Genomic DNA, 13,779 nt, shown 5'->3' on the forward strand with positions numbered 1-13,779 from the left:
AGTCTACCACTCTGGCGCAGGAGGGCTATGCATGGGCGTAAACGAGGCGATTGCCACACTTCGGACCTTACTAGGCGAACGTTGCGTTCGGTCCAAGTCTGATCTGGAATTGCATGGCCGGTCAGAGTCGCATTTTCCCCTCGCCCCGCCCGATGCTGTCACCTATCCCGAAAGCACCGAAGAGGTGGCGCAGATCGTGCAGACCTGCGCGCGGCACCGCGTGCCGGTGATCGGCTGGGGCACCGGTACCTCTCTGGAGGGGCAGGCGCAGGCGTTTCAGGGAGGCATCTGCGTGGATTTCAGCCGCATGGACCGAATCGTGGCGCTGAACGCCGATGACATGGATGTGCGGGTGCAGCCCGGTCTGACCCGCGAGGCGCTGAACAACGCGCTGCGCGCCACCGGCCTGTTCTTTCCGGTGGATCCCGGTGCCAATGCGTCGCTTGGGGGCATGGCCTCGACCCGCGCGAGCGGCACCACCACCGTGCGCTACGGCACGATGCGGGACAACGTGATGGGGCTTGAGGTCGTCACCTCGGAGGGCCGCATCATCCGCACCGGCACGCGGGCGCGCAAATCGGCGTCCGGCTATGACCTGACGGGGCTTTTCGTGGGGGCCGAGGGCACGCTGGGCCTGATCACCGAACTGACCTTGCGCCTGCATGGTCAGCCCGAGGCGATCTCGGCCGCGGTCTGTGCCTTCGACACGGTCAGCGGCGCGGTCAGCGCGGTGATGGATACCATCCAGATGGGCCTGCCCATGGCGCGGATCGAGCTGATGGATGTGGCCTCGGTGCGGGCGGTGAACGCCTATTCCGGGATGCATCTGCCGGAAAAGCCGCATCTGTTGCTGGAGTTTCACGGCTCGGACAGCGGGGTTGCGGAATGCTCTGAAACCTTTGGCGAGATTGCGAAGATGCATGGCGGATCGGGCTTTGAGCAGGCGACAAAATCCGAGGACCGCACCGCGCTCTGGACGATGCGGCACAATGCCTATTACGCGATTTTGGCCGCACGCCCCGGCGCAAGGGCGATCGTCACCGATATCTGCGTGCCGATCTCCAAGCTGGCGCAGGCCATAGACGAAACCGCCCGCGATCTGGAGGCGAGCGGCGTGCAGGGCCCGATTCTGGGCCATGTGGGGGATGGCAATTTTCACGCCATCCTGCTGATTGATCCGGAAAGTTCCGCCGAGGCCGATGCCGCCATGGCGGCGTCCGGGCGAATGGTTGAGCGCGCTTTGGGCTTGGGCGGAACGGCCACCGGCGAACATGGGATCGGGGTTGGCAAGCTGGCCTATATGAGGGCCGAGCACGGCGACGCCTGGGCGGTGATGGGCGCGGTCAAGACGGCGCTGGATCCGCTGGGAATCATGAACCCCGGCAAGCTGGTGCCGCCGCGCAACTAGCGCGGGGCGCATCAGGGCCGACCGCTCTGGCAGTGGTTGATCTGGCGGGTGGCTAGTCTCGTGAGTTCGGCGTCAGGCGGGTCGCAGCACGCAGCCCCGACGCCAGCCAGCGTGGCATCCCGCGCCGCCGCGCGATGCGCGGACCCGACGCTGCCGAGTCGACCAATGCACTGGGCGCGCCATCCAGCAACGGCGCGATGATGTTTTCGTCCAGCACCCAACGCCCGCAGACCCCGCGCTTACGGTCGGCCTGCTGGCTGGCCATCCATTGCACCAGGCGCGGTGTATCGACATCGGGCAGAGCCGGCAGAGTGGTGTAGAACCCGCAATTCACGCGCAGACAGATATTGTCCAGCGTCCGCGCCGCGGGCTGGAACGTCTCTGGCACGTCGCGCTTGTGCAGGTGGTTGAACCGTTCCGGCGTGCCGTTGAAAAACGCGGCGATCGCGCTGGCCAGGTCGATGCCCTTCTGCGACATGATCCAGCCCAGCACCGGTTCGGGGAACAGATCCCAGTCATAGTGGCGCGCGAGATCGCCCAGCTTCTCGGCAGGGGCCGTGCGGGCCATCTCAAGATGCGCGGCCTGATCCAGCCGCGCCCAGTCCCGCCGGTTCCATGCATACATCGCGTATCTCTCCTTGGGCCGCGCAATAGCGCCGCATCCGGTAATCATTACTTTTGGTCACACCTGTGGCGACAGGGCGCTCAATGGTGCATCACCGTGTAGATTTTTGGGAACAAATGTGGCGCCTTCGCGACGTTTCGCCAGCAGTGTCGAAATTGCTTGGCCCAGCGCCCGGACACAGATAGAAACGGTGGAATGCTCACCCGTATCCTGAACCTCTTCAAGGGCCACGAGCCCGACCCGCTACCAGAACCCGATGCCCGGCTGGCACTGGGGGCTTTGATGGTGCGCGTGGCCAAGTCCGACCGCGATTACCGGGTAGAGGAAATCAGCCTGATTGACCGGCTGCTGGCGCAGATGAACGGGCTGAACCCGGTCGAGGCGGCCAAGATGCGCGCCACCTGCGAAAAGATCGAAGCGGCCGCACCGGGCACCGGGAAATTCGCGCTGCTGATCCGCGAGACTGTCAGTGTCGAGGCCAGGCTGGAGGCGCATGAGGCGCTCTGGCAGGTGATGCTGGCGGACGGCGAAAGCAACGATGCAGAACTGGACGTGGTTGCCCAACTCCGCGAGGCGCTGGGCCTGAGCGAGGCCGATTGCGCCGAGGTCCGAAATCGGGTCGTGGCGAATTAAGCATTTGGCGCGCCCGCCTGCCCGGCCTATATCTGCGTCATGATTGCAGATTTTTTCAAGCGCCTGACGGCCCCGCAAACCGACCCACTTGATCAGACCGATGCGCGGCTGGCGCTGTCAGCGCTGCTGGTGCGTCTTGCGCGCACCGATGGCGACTATGCGGCCGATGAAATCGCGCGCATCGACCGGATACTGGCGGCACGCTACGGCCTGGACACCGCCGGCGCCTGCGCTTTGCGCGCCGAGGCCGAGGCGATCGAGGCCGACGCCCCTGACACCGTGCGTTTCACCCGCGCCATCAAGGACGCAGTGGCCTACGAGGAACGCGTGGCGGTGATCGAGGCCTTGTGGAAGGTCGCGCTGGCCGATGGTACGCGCGATGCCGACGAAGACGCGCTTTTGCGGATGGTCTCCCGTTTCCTCGGGATCAGCGATCTTGACAGCGCACTGGCGCGCAAACGGGTCGCGGCAGAGTGATCGCCAGCCTGCCCATGTATGACCGCGCCGAGACGCGCGCGGCCAATGACGCGCTCTGGGCCGGGATTCGCGCGCGCCTGCCCGGGCCGACCCCGGAGGCCCTGACGCGCGGAGGCGATCCTTGGGCGCATTGGCAGAGCCCCGACCTGATCCTGTCGCAGACCTGCGGCTATCCCTACCGCACGCGGCTGCACGGACAGGTGAAGCTGGTCGGATCGCCGGTGCATACCCTGCCCGGCTGTCCGCCGGGGCATTACAATTCGGTGATCATCGCCCGCGCCGACGACACGCGCAGCACCGCCAAGGAGTTTGCCACGGCGCGCTTTGCGTTCAACGACGCGCTGTCGCAATCGGGCTGGGCCGCACCGCAGAATTATGCCGCGGCACAGGGGTTCCGCTTTGCCAACCCGGTGCGGTCCGGCGGGCATACCCTGTCGGCGCGCGCCGTGGCCGAAGGTCGGGCCGATGTGGCGGCCATCGACGCGCTGACATGGCTGCTGATCACCCGGCACGATCCCTTTGCGGCCGGGCTGAAGGAGATCACCCGCACGCCACCCACCCCGATCCTGCCCTACATCACCGCACTGGGGCGCGATGCGGACGCGCTGGCCGACGCCATCACCGCCGCCATCGCCGCCCTGCCCGCGCCACATCGCGCGGCTTTGGCGCTGACCGGTCTCGTGCGTATCCCGGCAGGCGATTATCTGCGCGTGGAAAACCCGCCGTCACCGGGGCCCGAGACTTCCGTTTTGGACTGACCCTGCGGCAATTCGGACGTTTCGGACGGTCCTGTCGCGTTTTGCAAGTTGCATCGCGCCGATTTTTCCGCCCTATTGTCAATCTGACGCCGCGCCAAGACGGCTGGGAGACACCTTGACCGACGCCACACCAGTTATCGAGATCAGAAACCTGCACAAGGCCTACGAAGCCCTGGAAGTGATCAAGGGTGTCGACATCACTGCCCATCGTGGTGATGTGGTTTCCCTGATCGGATCATCAGGGTCGGGAAAATCAACGATCCTGCGCTGTGCCAATCTGCTGGAAGACAGTCAGCAGGGCGATATCATCTTCAAGGGCGAGCCGGTCACGTGGCGCGGCAAGGGGCTGGGCCGGCATCCCAGCGACCCCAAGCAGGTGCTGCGCATCCGCACCAATCTCAGCATGGTGTTCCAGCAATTCAATCTCTGGGCACATCTGACGATCCTGCAAAACGTGATGGAGGCGCCGGTGACGGTGCTGGGACGCGACCGGGCCGAGGTCGAACAGGCCGCGCGCAAATATCTCGACAAGGTGGGCATCGGTGACAAATGCGATGTCTATCCCGCGCAGCTGTCGGGCGGCCAGCAACAGCGCGCCGCGATCGCGCGGGCACTGGCGATGGAGCCCGAGGCGCTGCTGTTTGACGAGCCGACATCGGCGCTCGACCCGGAGCTGGAACAGGAAGTGGTGCGTGTCATCAAGGATCTGGCCAGTGAGGGCCGCACCATGATGATCGTGACCCATGACATGAAGATGGCCGCAGATGTATCGGATCACGTTGTGTTCCTGCATCAGGGCCTGATCGAAGAAGAAGGCCCGCCCAAGGACCTCTTCGGCGCACCGAAATCAGAGCGGCTGCAGCAGTTTCTCAGCTCGACCACGGCCGACTGACAAAAACCAAGACCATGAAACCAAGGGAGAATCTCATGAAAAAACTGATCCTTTCCACAGCTGCGCTGGCATTGTCAGCGGGCATGGCCCTGTCGGCGGACACTGTCCGCCTGGGCACTGAAGGCGCCTATGCGCCGTGGAACTTCATCAACGATTCCGGCGAGATCGACGGGTTCGAGCGCGAACTGGGCGATGAGCTGTGCAAGCGCGCCGAACTGACCTGCGAATGGGTCACCAACGAATGGGACAGCATCATTCCCAACCTCGTTTCGGGCAACTACGACGCGATCATCGCGGGCATGTCGATCACCGACGAGCGCGACGAGGTCATCGACTTCACCCAGAACTACACGCCGCCCGATCCGTCCGCCTATCTCGGCATGGACGAAGGGCTTGACGTGACCACGGGCGTCATCGCGGCGCAGTCCGGCACGATCCAGGCCGGCTATATCGCCGAGAGCGGCGCGACGCTGGTCGAATTTGCCACGCCCGAGGAAACCATCGCCGCCGTGCGCAATGGCGAGGCCGACGCGGTGCTGGCGGACAAATCCTATCTCGTGCCGATCGAAGCCGAAGACAGCGATCTGGTATTCCTCGGTGAAGACGTGGCGCTGGGTGGCGGTGTCGGCATGGGCGTTCGCGAATCCGATGCCGAGCTGCGCGGCAAGTTCGACGCAGCGATCCAGTCGATGAAGGATGACGGCTCGCTCAATGCACTGATCACCAAGTGGGACGTGTCCTCGACCTTTGAATAAGATAAACGGGAGGGGGCCGCTGCGCCCCCTTTCATCTTTCTGAAAATACCTGGAAACCGCCTGAACGAGGCTCGCCATCTTCAGCTTTTGCACAGACCCCGAGACGCTCGGCTCGCTCCAGTGGCTGGCTTGCTACCTGACAACGGGCAAGCACATGCTGCTGTATCTGAGCTTTGGCACCGTACTGCTGCTTCTGGGGATCACGGCGCCCACGGCGCTGGCCTTCGGTTTTGGCGGGGCGATGGCGGCGCGGTCGCGGGTGTTGCCGCTCCGCTGGTTCGGCAAGATTTACATCGCGCTGGTCCGGGGCGTGCCGGATATCGCATTCTTCCTGTTTTTTGTCATCGCGCTCGACCAGATGTTCGAATGGACCCGGCACCAGATCCTGTGCCCGGACTGGGATCAGCCGATCCGGCAGGGCAATGATTTTGTCGTCTGCGCCGCAGCCAAGCTGCCGCTGTCGACCGCACCGCAATGGGTGCACGAGGTTTACGGCTTCTTCACCGCTGTGCTGACCTTCTCGATCGTCTTTGGCGCCTTTGCCGCCAATGTCCTTTTTGGCGCGATGCGCGCCGTGCCGCGCGGCCAGCTGGAGACGGCAGAGGCCTACGGCATGTCGCGGCGGCAGACCTTCTGGCGCATCCTGGTGCCGCAGATGTGGGTCTATGCCCTGCCCGGCCTCAGCAACCTGTGGATGGTGCTGATCAAGGCGACGCCGCTGCTGTTTTTGCTGGGGGTCGAGGATATCGTTTACTGGGCGCGCGAAATGGGCGGCACCGCCAATCCGCGCTTTACCGATTATCCGCATGGTGACTGGCGGATGTGGTATTTCTTCGCGCTGCTGATCTTCTACCTTGGCTTCACCAAGGTCTCCGAAGTCTTTCTGGAGCGGGTGATGAACCGCCTGACCCACGGGCAGGCCACCACCGGCGGCGAAGCCCACCGAAAGGCGGCAACCTAGATGTTCTGTGTCGAAACCATCCAGGCCTACGGGCTGCGCAGCCTCGGCATTGGCGAGCGGCTGTTGCCACGTGACAATTTCACGCTGTGTGACCAGTTCGTGCTGATCGGCTCGGGCATGTTGTGGAATGTCTATTTCGGGGTGCTGGCGCTCTTTTCGGGGTTCTTCCTGGCCACGGCCGTGGCGCTGGGCAAGGGCTCGAGCAATATCGTGCTGCGCAAGACCTCGGAATGGTTCATCTTTGTCTTTCGCGGCTCGCCGCTCTTCATCCAGTTCTTCTTTGCCTATTTCCTGTTTCTCAGCCTCAAGGGCGTCAGCGGAGTCTTTGCCCCGTTCACAGCCGCCTGGCTGGGGGCGCTGGTGGTGCTGTTTCTCAACACGGCCGCCTATTCCGGCGAGATTTTCTATGGTGCGCTGCGCTCGATCCCCAAGGGCGACGTGGAAGCGGCAGATGCCTACGGGTTTTCCGGCTGGTCCCGGTTCAAGCGGATCATCTGGCCGACGATGCTGCGGCTGGCCTGGCCTGCCTATACCAACGAGGCGATTTTCCTCTTTCACGCCACGACACTGGTCTTTTTCAGCGGCTTTCCCGCGTGGCAGCAACGCGGTGATGCGCTGTATTACGCGAATTACTTTGCGGACAAGACCTTCAACCCGTTCGTGCCCTACCCCATTCTCGCGGGTTATTTCATCCTGCTGACATTGGTGGTGATCAGCGTCTTTGGCCTGATCAACCGGCGACTCAACCGGCACCTGCCGCAAGAGGCGCGGCGGAAATTGCGGTTGCGTCCGAACCTTATCCGGTAAATCTAGGCGTCGTATGACAAAAGGTGGATCCGATGCAGCTTGAAAACTTTGCCACATTCCGCGTCGCGGCCTGCGATCTCAATGGGCAGATGCGCGGCAAGCGCGTGCCGGCCTCTTACTTCGAGAAACTTGAAAGCGGTGCCGTGCGCATGCCGCTCTCGGCGCTGAACGTGGATATCAAGGGGGCCGATATCGACGGCAGCCCGCTGATCTTCGAGACCGGCGACGCCGATGGCATCCTGCTGCCCACGTCGCGCGGGGTTGTCCCCCTGCCCTGGCTGGATGGGCCGCAGCCGCTGGTGCCGATGCAGATGTATTTCGAGGACGGCACACCGTTTTACGGCGATGCACGCCACGCGTTGCGCAAGGTGCTGGACCGCTACGAGGCGCACGGCTGGCAGGTCATCGCCTCGACCGAGCTGGAATTCACCCTGGTGGATGATAGCGGCAAGGTGCTGAAATCGGTCCGAGATCCCCGCAGTGGGCGGCGGATGGACGGGTCCGAGATCCTGTCGCTGAGCGAGATGGACGCGTTCGATCCGTTCATTTCGGCGCTCTACGAATCCTGCGCGGCGATGGATATCGACGCCCAGACCGCCACCAGCGAGGCCGGGGTCGGCCAGTTCGAGATCACGCTGAACCATCAGCACGCGCTGCATGCCGCCGACGATACATGGCTGTTCAAGGCGCTGATCCGCGGGCTTGCGCGCAAGTTCGGCTGCGCCGCCACCTTCATGGCCAAACCCTTCGTGCTGGATTCCGGCAACGGGATGCATATGCATTTTTCGGTGCTGGATGCGGATGGAAAGAACATCTTTGACGATGGCGGCCCCAAGGGGACAGACACGCTACGCGCCGCCATCGGGGGCTGCATCGCCGCGATGCGCGGCTCTACCCTGGTCTTTGCGCCGCACGCCAACAGCTATACCCGGCTGGTGCCCGACGCCCATGCGCCCACCGCGATCTGCTGGGCCTACGAGAACCGGACCGCCGCCGTGCGCGTTCCCGGCGGGTCTCCGGCAGCGCGCCGGATCGAGCACCGCGTCGCAGGCGGTGACATCAACCCCTATCTCAGCTTTGCCGCGATCCTTGGGGCGGCGCTGATCGGGATCGAGGACGGCATGGACCCCGGCGAGCCGATCACGGGCAGCGCCTATGACCAGGAATTGCCGCAACTGGCCGAAGACTGGCAGACCGCCATTGACCAGTTTGCCGAGGACCCGCTGATTGCGCGGATTTTTGAACCCAAGATGATCCGCAATCTGGTGCTGACCAAACGGCAGGAGGTCGAGATCATGTCGGAGATCCCCGAAGATCAACACTGGAAGACCTATCTCGAAAAAGTCTGACGCGGCCCCCGCAAGGCGATATATTTCGGCTTGCCGGGCCTATTGGGCTCGGCTAGCCTAGAATTTGATCAAATTAAGATGCCGGAGTGAACGCGCGCGATGAAGATAGGCATATTGCTGACCGGACATGCCCCAGATGACATCAAGGCGGTCATGGGCGACTATGACACCATGTTCGAGCACCTGCTCGACGGGCACGGGTTCACCTATGACAGCTACGCCGTGGTGGATGGCGTGTTTCCTGACGGCCCCGAGGCTGCCGATGGCTGGCTGATCACCGGGTCCAAGCACGGGGCCTACGAGGATCATCCGTGGATCCCGCCGCTGGAGCAGTTCATCCGCGATGTCTATGCCGATGGTCGCCCGATGGTCGGTATCTGCTTTGGCCACCAGATCATTGCGCAGGCGATGGGTGGCAAGGTCGAGAAATTCGACAAGGGCTGGTCGGTCGGGCGCACCGGGTACGAGATCGAAGGCCGCAAGATGCATCTGAACGCCTGGCATCAGGATCAGGTGACCAAGGTGCCCGACGGGGCCGAGGTGGTCGGGCAGAACGATTTCTGTCGCAACGCCGCGCTGCTTTATGGTGACCGCATCTTTACCGTGCAGCCGCATCCCGAACATACCGCCGAATTCGTTCAGCGGCTGATTGAATTGCGCGGGCGCGGGCTTGTGCCCGACCCGCTGCTGGACAACGCGCTGGCGCAGGTGGATCAGCCCACCGACAACCAGATCATGGCCGACCGCATGGCGGCCTTTCTCAAACGAGGTGTATGATGGCCGACTGGACCGATAAACTGCCCGAAGCAGCGCGCGCCTATCTTGAAGGCCGCAGGCTCGACGAAGTGGAGTGCATCATCTCGGACCTGCCGGGCATTGCGCGCGGCAAGGCTGTTCCGGCCAGCAAATTCGCCAAGCAGAAGCATTTTCACCTGCCCGATTCGATCTTCTTCCAGACGATCACCGGCGACTGGGGCGAGGCCGCCGGCGAGGATGGGTTCATCGAGCAGGACATGATCCTGATACCGGACATGAGCACGGCCACTGCCGCGCCCTGGACCGGCGACTGGACCATTCAGGTCATTCACGACGCGATGAACGGCGACGGTGTACCGGTCGGCTGTTCGCCGCGAAACGTACTGAAACGGGTGGTTGCGCAATATGCCGAACGCGGGCTGACGCCCGTCGTGGCGCCCGAGATGGAATTCTACCTGGTTGCCCGCAACATCGATCCGGCGACAGAGATCAAGCCGATGATCGGCCGGTCGGGCCGTCCCGCCGCCGCGCGGCAGGCCTATTCGATGACCGCCGTGGACGAGTTCGGCCCGGTAATCGACGATATCTATGATTTCGCCGAAGCACAGGGTTTCGAGATCGACGGCATCACCCAGGAAGGCGGGGCGGGCCAGCTGGAGATCAACCTCAATCACGGCGATCCGGTGGTTCTGGCCGATGAGGTGTTCTACTTCAAGCGGCTGATTCGCGAGGCGGCACTGCGCCATGACTGCTTTGCCACCTTCATGGCCAAACCCATCGCGGACGAGCCCGGCTCGGCCATGCATATCCACCATTCGGTTCTGGACGCGAAAACCGGCGAGAACATATTCGTCGATGCCGAGGGCAAGGATACCGACGCCTTCTATCACTTCATCGCCGGTATGCAGAACCACATGCCTGCCGCGATCGCGGTGATGGCGCCTTACGTCAATTCCTATCGCCGCTACGTCAAGGATCACGCCGCGCCAATCAATCTGGAATGGGCACGCGATAACCGCACCACCGGCATCCGCATTCCTATTGCCTCGACCAACGCGCGGCGGGTCGAAAACCGGCTGGCAGGGATGGATTGCAACCCCTACCTGGCGATTGCAGCCAGCCTTGCCTGCGGGCTTCTGGGGCTGGAGGATGCAAAGATGCCCGCGCCGGAATTCCGTGGCGACGCCTATGAGGGCGAAGGCGACATCCCCCGTGTTCTGGGCGATGCGCTGGACATGTTCGAAGAGGCAACGCGCCTGCACGAGGTACTTGGACCCGATTTTGCCCGTGTCTACGGCATCGTCAAACGTGCCGAGTATGATGAATTCCTGCATGTGATCTCGCCTTGGGAGCGCGAACATCTGCTGCTGAACGTCTGAAGGACGCACCCGCATGGATCTGCTCTATGCCAATGACCGGCCCGGCACTTACCCTGACAGCTGGTATGCCGCCACGGCCGACCAGCCCGCCCCGCGCCCAGCCCTGAAGGGCGAGACGCGGGCCGATGTCTGCGTGATCGGCGCGGGCTATACCGGCCTTTCTGCCGCGCTACATATGGCCGAGGCCGGGCTGGACGTGGTGCTGCTAGAGGCGCATCGCGCGGGCTTTGGCGCATCCGGGCGCAATGGCGGGCAGTTAGGCAGCGGTCAGCGCATGGGACAACCCGGCCTCGAAAAGCTGGTGGGCCGGGACGATGCCGCCAAGCTTTGGGAAATGGCCGAAGAAACCAAATCCCTGGTGAAATCGCTGATCGAGCGGCACAAGATCGACTGCTACCTGAAGCCCGGCGTCGCACATGCGTGTTTTTCCGCCAAGGAGATGCGCGAGGAACACGCAGAGGCCGATCATCTGCGTGACCGCTACGACTATGACCAGATCGAAAAACTGGATGCGGAGCAGATGCACGCGCTGTGCCCCTCTCCCGCCTATCATGGCGGGACGCTGGATATGGGGGCGGCGCATCTGCACCCGCTGCGATACGCGCTGGGACTGGCGCGTGCGGCAGAGACGGCGGGGGTGCGCATCCATGAGAATTCAAAGGTCCACGATATCGACACGCGGCACGGCACGCTGGTGCGCACGGATCACGGGCGCGTGGCCGCCGATCACGTGATTTTGGCCTGCAACGGCTATCTCGGCGGGCTCAATCGCAAGGTCGCGGCGCGGGTCATGCCGATCAACAATTTCATCGTCGCGACCCAGCCATTGGGCGACGCGGCCGCGCAGGTGCTGACCCGCGACGTGGCGGTGGCGGACAGCAAGTTCGTGGTGAATTACTTTCGCCTCAGCCATGACAAGCGGCTGCTCTTTGGGGGCGGCGAAAGCTACGGCTACCGCTTTCCCAGCGATATCCGCGCCACTGTCAGCAAGCCGATGCTGGAGATCTTCCCGCATCTGAAAGACGTGCCGCTGGACTATGCCTGGGGCGGGACGCTGGGCATCACGATGAAGCGCATGCCCTATTTCGCGCGGCTCGCGCCGGGCATCCTGAGCGCGTCGGGCTATTCCGGTCACGGTGTCGGCAACGCCACCCATGCCGGGCTGTTACTGGCCCAGGCCGTCGCGGGCGAGACGCAGGGCTTTGACCTGATGGCGCGGGTGCCCGCCGCGCCCTTCCCCGGTGGGTCAAGCCTGCGCAGCCCGCTGCTGGTGCTGGCGATGACCTGGTACGCGATGCGCGACCGGATGGGCGTCTGAGCGGCGCGGCCACCGCGCCTGCGTGAACTACCGCACTACATGCACGCTGCATATCGCATGGCGCACCACCTTGGCGGCGGTGGACCCCAACAGCAGATCCTGCATGCCGGGCTGATGGCTGGCGATGATGATGCAATCGCTCCCGGCCTCTTTGGCGTGGTCGAGGATTGCGCGGCTGGCATGTCCACCGACCACGAGACTTGTGCCACCGGGCACGCCCTCGGCCAGATCGGCCAACTTCGCCTCGACCTCCATCCGGCGCTTGGCCATGTGATCCGCAGGCAGGAAGGACAGTGCGTGTACCGGTATCTGCTCGAGCACGTGCAGCAGCGTGATCGTGGCACCCGGCTCGGCCAGAACCTGCGCCAATTGCAGAACGGGTTTCAGATCGCGGTCGTCAGCAATCGTCACTGGCACCAGAATGTTCTTGTACATTGGGGTCTCCTTTTTCCCGAGATCCTCTGATGTTACAGCCGCGCGGTGCGGCGCACTTTGACCCAAATCAGCCGAAAGTGGCGGCCACGTCATACATGACCGGCTCGAAGCTCTTGCACAGCGCATGGATGCGGCGGTTGCGCGTGCGCATTTCCTGACTGCGCAGCATCGCCTGGAAATCCTCGCGCCGTTCCCATTGCGAATAGTTGGCGATCCGGGTCTGGGCGTCATTCACATGCAACCCTGCGGCAATGAAGCCGGGCTGGTGCGAGATGAATTTCTCATAGGCTTCGGTGAGTTCGTCGAGCAGGTCCTGACAGGTGCCCGGAGTCATTTCAAATGTGGTGATCACGGTCTGGTGGCTGGTGGCTGCATCAATCTGCGGCATGGCGTCCTCCGTTTTATGCCAAGCTTAGAACCTTTTGCGATTCTCCTGAAACAGGAAAATCAAATATGCCCCGCGCTCCAGCGTCGCGGGTATTTTGCAGCGGTGCCGCGCGCCGCAATGATCCGGCGAACATTAACCTCTGGTTTACCAAGTTTACCGACTGTGGCGCGTGGAGGTGAAACGATGCTGCGCGCGCTGATCTTGCTGCTGCTCTTGCCGGGGCAGGCCTTGGCAGGGCCATGGCTGCGCGACGCGGGGCGCGGGTTTCTATCCTATGCCCTCACCCTCGAAGATGCCCAAGCATACGGCGCCGCCGGTGGCTATGGCACGATCTACGCCGAATACGGCCTGCACAGCAATCTGACCCTCGGGCTTGATCTGGGATCGGATGAACGGGGCCAGTACAAGGCATTCGCCTTCGCGGTGCTGCCGCTGCTGTCGCAATCCCGCGACACCAAGGTCACGGCTGAATTCGGGCTGGGCATGATCGATGATGAGGCGGTAGCGCGGCCGGGCATCGCCACCGGGCGCAGTTTCGAATTGCTGGACCGGTTCGGCTGGATGTCGATCGAAACCCGCGCCGAAATCGGCATCGAGAGCCGTTACGTGGCGGTCAAGACCGACCTGACGCTGGGCTACAACCCCGGCCCGCGCAGCAAGTGGATGGTGCAGCTGCAACACGGCAGGTCGCTGGCCGATCCCGGCTACCTGCGTGTGGTGCCCTCTGTCGTGATCGAAACGCACCCCGGCCGCCACATCGAATTCGGTGTGACGGCCGGGATCAGGAATGCCGCGGCATTCGGAATAAAATTCGGGGTCTGGCGGACGTTCTAGACAC

At 63.3% G+C, this 13,779-nt stretch carries 16 protein-coding genes; 13 read left to right on the forward strand and 3 right to left on the reverse strand.

The genetic code is table 11. The features are described 5' to 3' along the window. Nucleotides 1-31: 31 nt before the first annotated feature. Complete coding sequence (locus O3306_RS16590) at nucleotides 32-1,408, forward strand: FAD-binding oxidoreductase (RefSeq protein ID WP_272009325.1); 1,377 nt, start codon at nucleotides 32-34, stop codon at nucleotides 1,406-1,408. 52 nt (nucleotides 1,409-1,460) lie between these two features. Here O3306_RS16590 and O3306_RS16595 read toward each other — a convergent pair whose 3' ends face one another. Continuing rightward, a complete protein-coding gene (locus tag O3306_RS16595; RefSeq protein WP_272009326.1) occupies nucleotides 1,461-2,033 on the reverse strand; it encodes a hypothetical protein in 573 nt (190 codons plus the stop codon). Between the two features lie 195 nt (nucleotides 2,034-2,228). On the opposite strand from O3306_RS16595, the gene O3306_RS16600 reads away from it, so the two are divergent. The 11 genes from O3306_RS16600 to O3306_RS16650 all read left to right on the forward strand — a co-directional run bounded on the left by O3306_RS16600 (nucleotide 2,229) and on the right by O3306_RS16650 (nucleotide 12,118). Further along, nucleotides 2,229-2,666, forward strand: coding sequence for a tellurite resistance TerB family protein (locus O3306_RS16600; protein ID WP_272009328.1), 438 nt, complete (start codon nucleotides 2,229-2,231; stop codon nucleotides 2,664-2,666). A 39-nt stretch (nucleotides 2,667-2,705) separates the two neighbouring features. Then, nucleotides 2,706-3,143 carry a tellurite resistance TerB family protein gene (locus O3306_RS16605; RefSeq protein ID WP_272009330.1) on the forward strand — a complete coding sequence of 146 codons (438 nt, stop codon included), beginning with the start codon at nucleotides 2,706-2,708 and terminating at the stop codon, nucleotides 3,141-3,143. Further along, nucleotides 3,140-3,901 (forward strand): phosphate/phosphite/phosphonate ABC transporter substrate-binding protein, encoded by a 762-nt coding sequence (locus O3306_RS16610; RefSeq protein WP_272009332.1) that lies wholly within the window; start codon nucleotides 3,140-3,142, stop codon nucleotides 3,899-3,901. Before O3306_RS16605 ends, O3306_RS16610 begins: the two co-directional genes overlap by 4 nt. 115 nt (nucleotides 3,902-4,016) lie before the next feature. Further along, entirely contained in the window at nucleotides 4,017-4,793 is a 777-nt protein-coding gene (locus tag O3306_RS16615; RefSeq protein ID WP_272009333.1) for an ABC transporter ATP-binding protein, read from the forward strand. A gap of 35 nt (nucleotides 4,794-4,828) precedes the next feature. Beyond that, on the forward strand, nucleotides 4,829-5,548 hold the full coding sequence (locus O3306_RS16620) for a transporter substrate-binding domain-containing protein (RefSeq protein ID WP_272009334.1): 720 nt from the start codon (nucleotides 4,829-4,831) through the stop codon (nucleotides 5,546-5,548). Between the two features lie 76 nt (nucleotides 5,549-5,624). After that, nucleotides 5,625-6,509, forward strand: coding sequence for an ABC transporter permease (locus O3306_RS16625; RefSeq protein WP_272009469.1), 885 nt, complete (start codon nucleotides 5,625-5,627; stop codon nucleotides 6,507-6,509). Continuing rightward, entirely contained in the window at nucleotides 6,510-7,316 is an 807-nt protein-coding gene (locus O3306_RS16630; RefSeq protein WP_272009336.1) for an ABC transporter permease, read from the forward strand. It abuts the gene before it with no gap. Between the two features lie 32 nt (nucleotides 7,317-7,348). Then, nucleotides 7,349-8,665 carry a glutamine synthetase family protein gene (locus O3306_RS16635; RefSeq protein WP_272009338.1) on the forward strand — a complete coding sequence of 439 codons (1,317 nt, stop codon included), beginning with the start codon at nucleotides 7,349-7,351 and terminating at the stop codon, nucleotides 8,663-8,665. Nucleotides 8,666-8,764: 99 nt separating this feature from the next. Then, nucleotides 8,765-9,442, forward strand: coding sequence for a type 1 glutamine amidotransferase (locus O3306_RS16640; RefSeq protein ID WP_272009340.1), 678 nt, complete (start codon nucleotides 8,765-8,767; stop codon nucleotides 9,440-9,442). Then, nucleotides 9,442-10,800: a glutamine synthetase family protein gene (locus O3306_RS16645; protein ID WP_272009342.1), complete on the forward strand. Its 1,359-nt coding sequence runs from the start codon at nucleotides 9,442-9,444 to the stop codon at nucleotides 10,798-10,800. The genes O3306_RS16640 and O3306_RS16645 overlap by 1 nt, the downstream gene beginning before the upstream one ends. Before the next feature lie 13 nt (nucleotides 10,801-10,813). Continuing rightward, nucleotides 10,814-12,118, forward strand: a complete 1,305-nt coding sequence (locus tag O3306_RS16650) for an NAD(P)/FAD-dependent oxidoreductase (protein WP_272009344.1) — start codon at nucleotides 10,814-10,816, stop codon at nucleotides 12,116-12,118. Nucleotides 12,119-12,145: 27 nt separating this feature from the next. On the opposite strand, the gene O3306_RS16655 is transcribed toward O3306_RS16650, so the two are convergent. After that, entirely contained in the window at nucleotides 12,146-12,553 is a 408-nt protein-coding gene (locus O3306_RS16655) for a universal stress protein (RefSeq protein ID WP_272009345.1), read from the reverse strand. Between the two features lie 67 nt (nucleotides 12,554-12,620). Then, nucleotides 12,621-12,941: an antibiotic biosynthesis monooxygenase family protein gene (locus O3306_RS16660; protein ID WP_272009347.1), complete on the reverse strand. Its 321-nt coding sequence runs from the start codon at nucleotides 12,939-12,941 to the stop codon at nucleotides 12,621-12,623. A 183-nt stretch (nucleotides 12,942-13,124) separates the two neighbouring features. On the opposite strand from O3306_RS16660, the gene O3306_RS16665 reads away from it, so the two are divergent. Further along, nucleotides 13,125-13,775: a hypothetical protein gene (locus O3306_RS16665; RefSeq protein WP_272009349.1), complete on the forward strand. Its 651-nt coding sequence runs from the start codon at nucleotides 13,125-13,127 to the stop codon at nucleotides 13,773-13,775. The last annotated feature ends 4 nt before the right edge of the window (nucleotides 13,776-13,779 follow it).

The sequence above is a fragment of the Roseovarius sp. ZX-A-9 genome, from assembly GCF_028369135.1.
Lineage (GTDB): Bacteria > Pseudomonadota > Alphaproteobacteria > Rhodobacterales > Rhodobacteraceae > Roseovarius.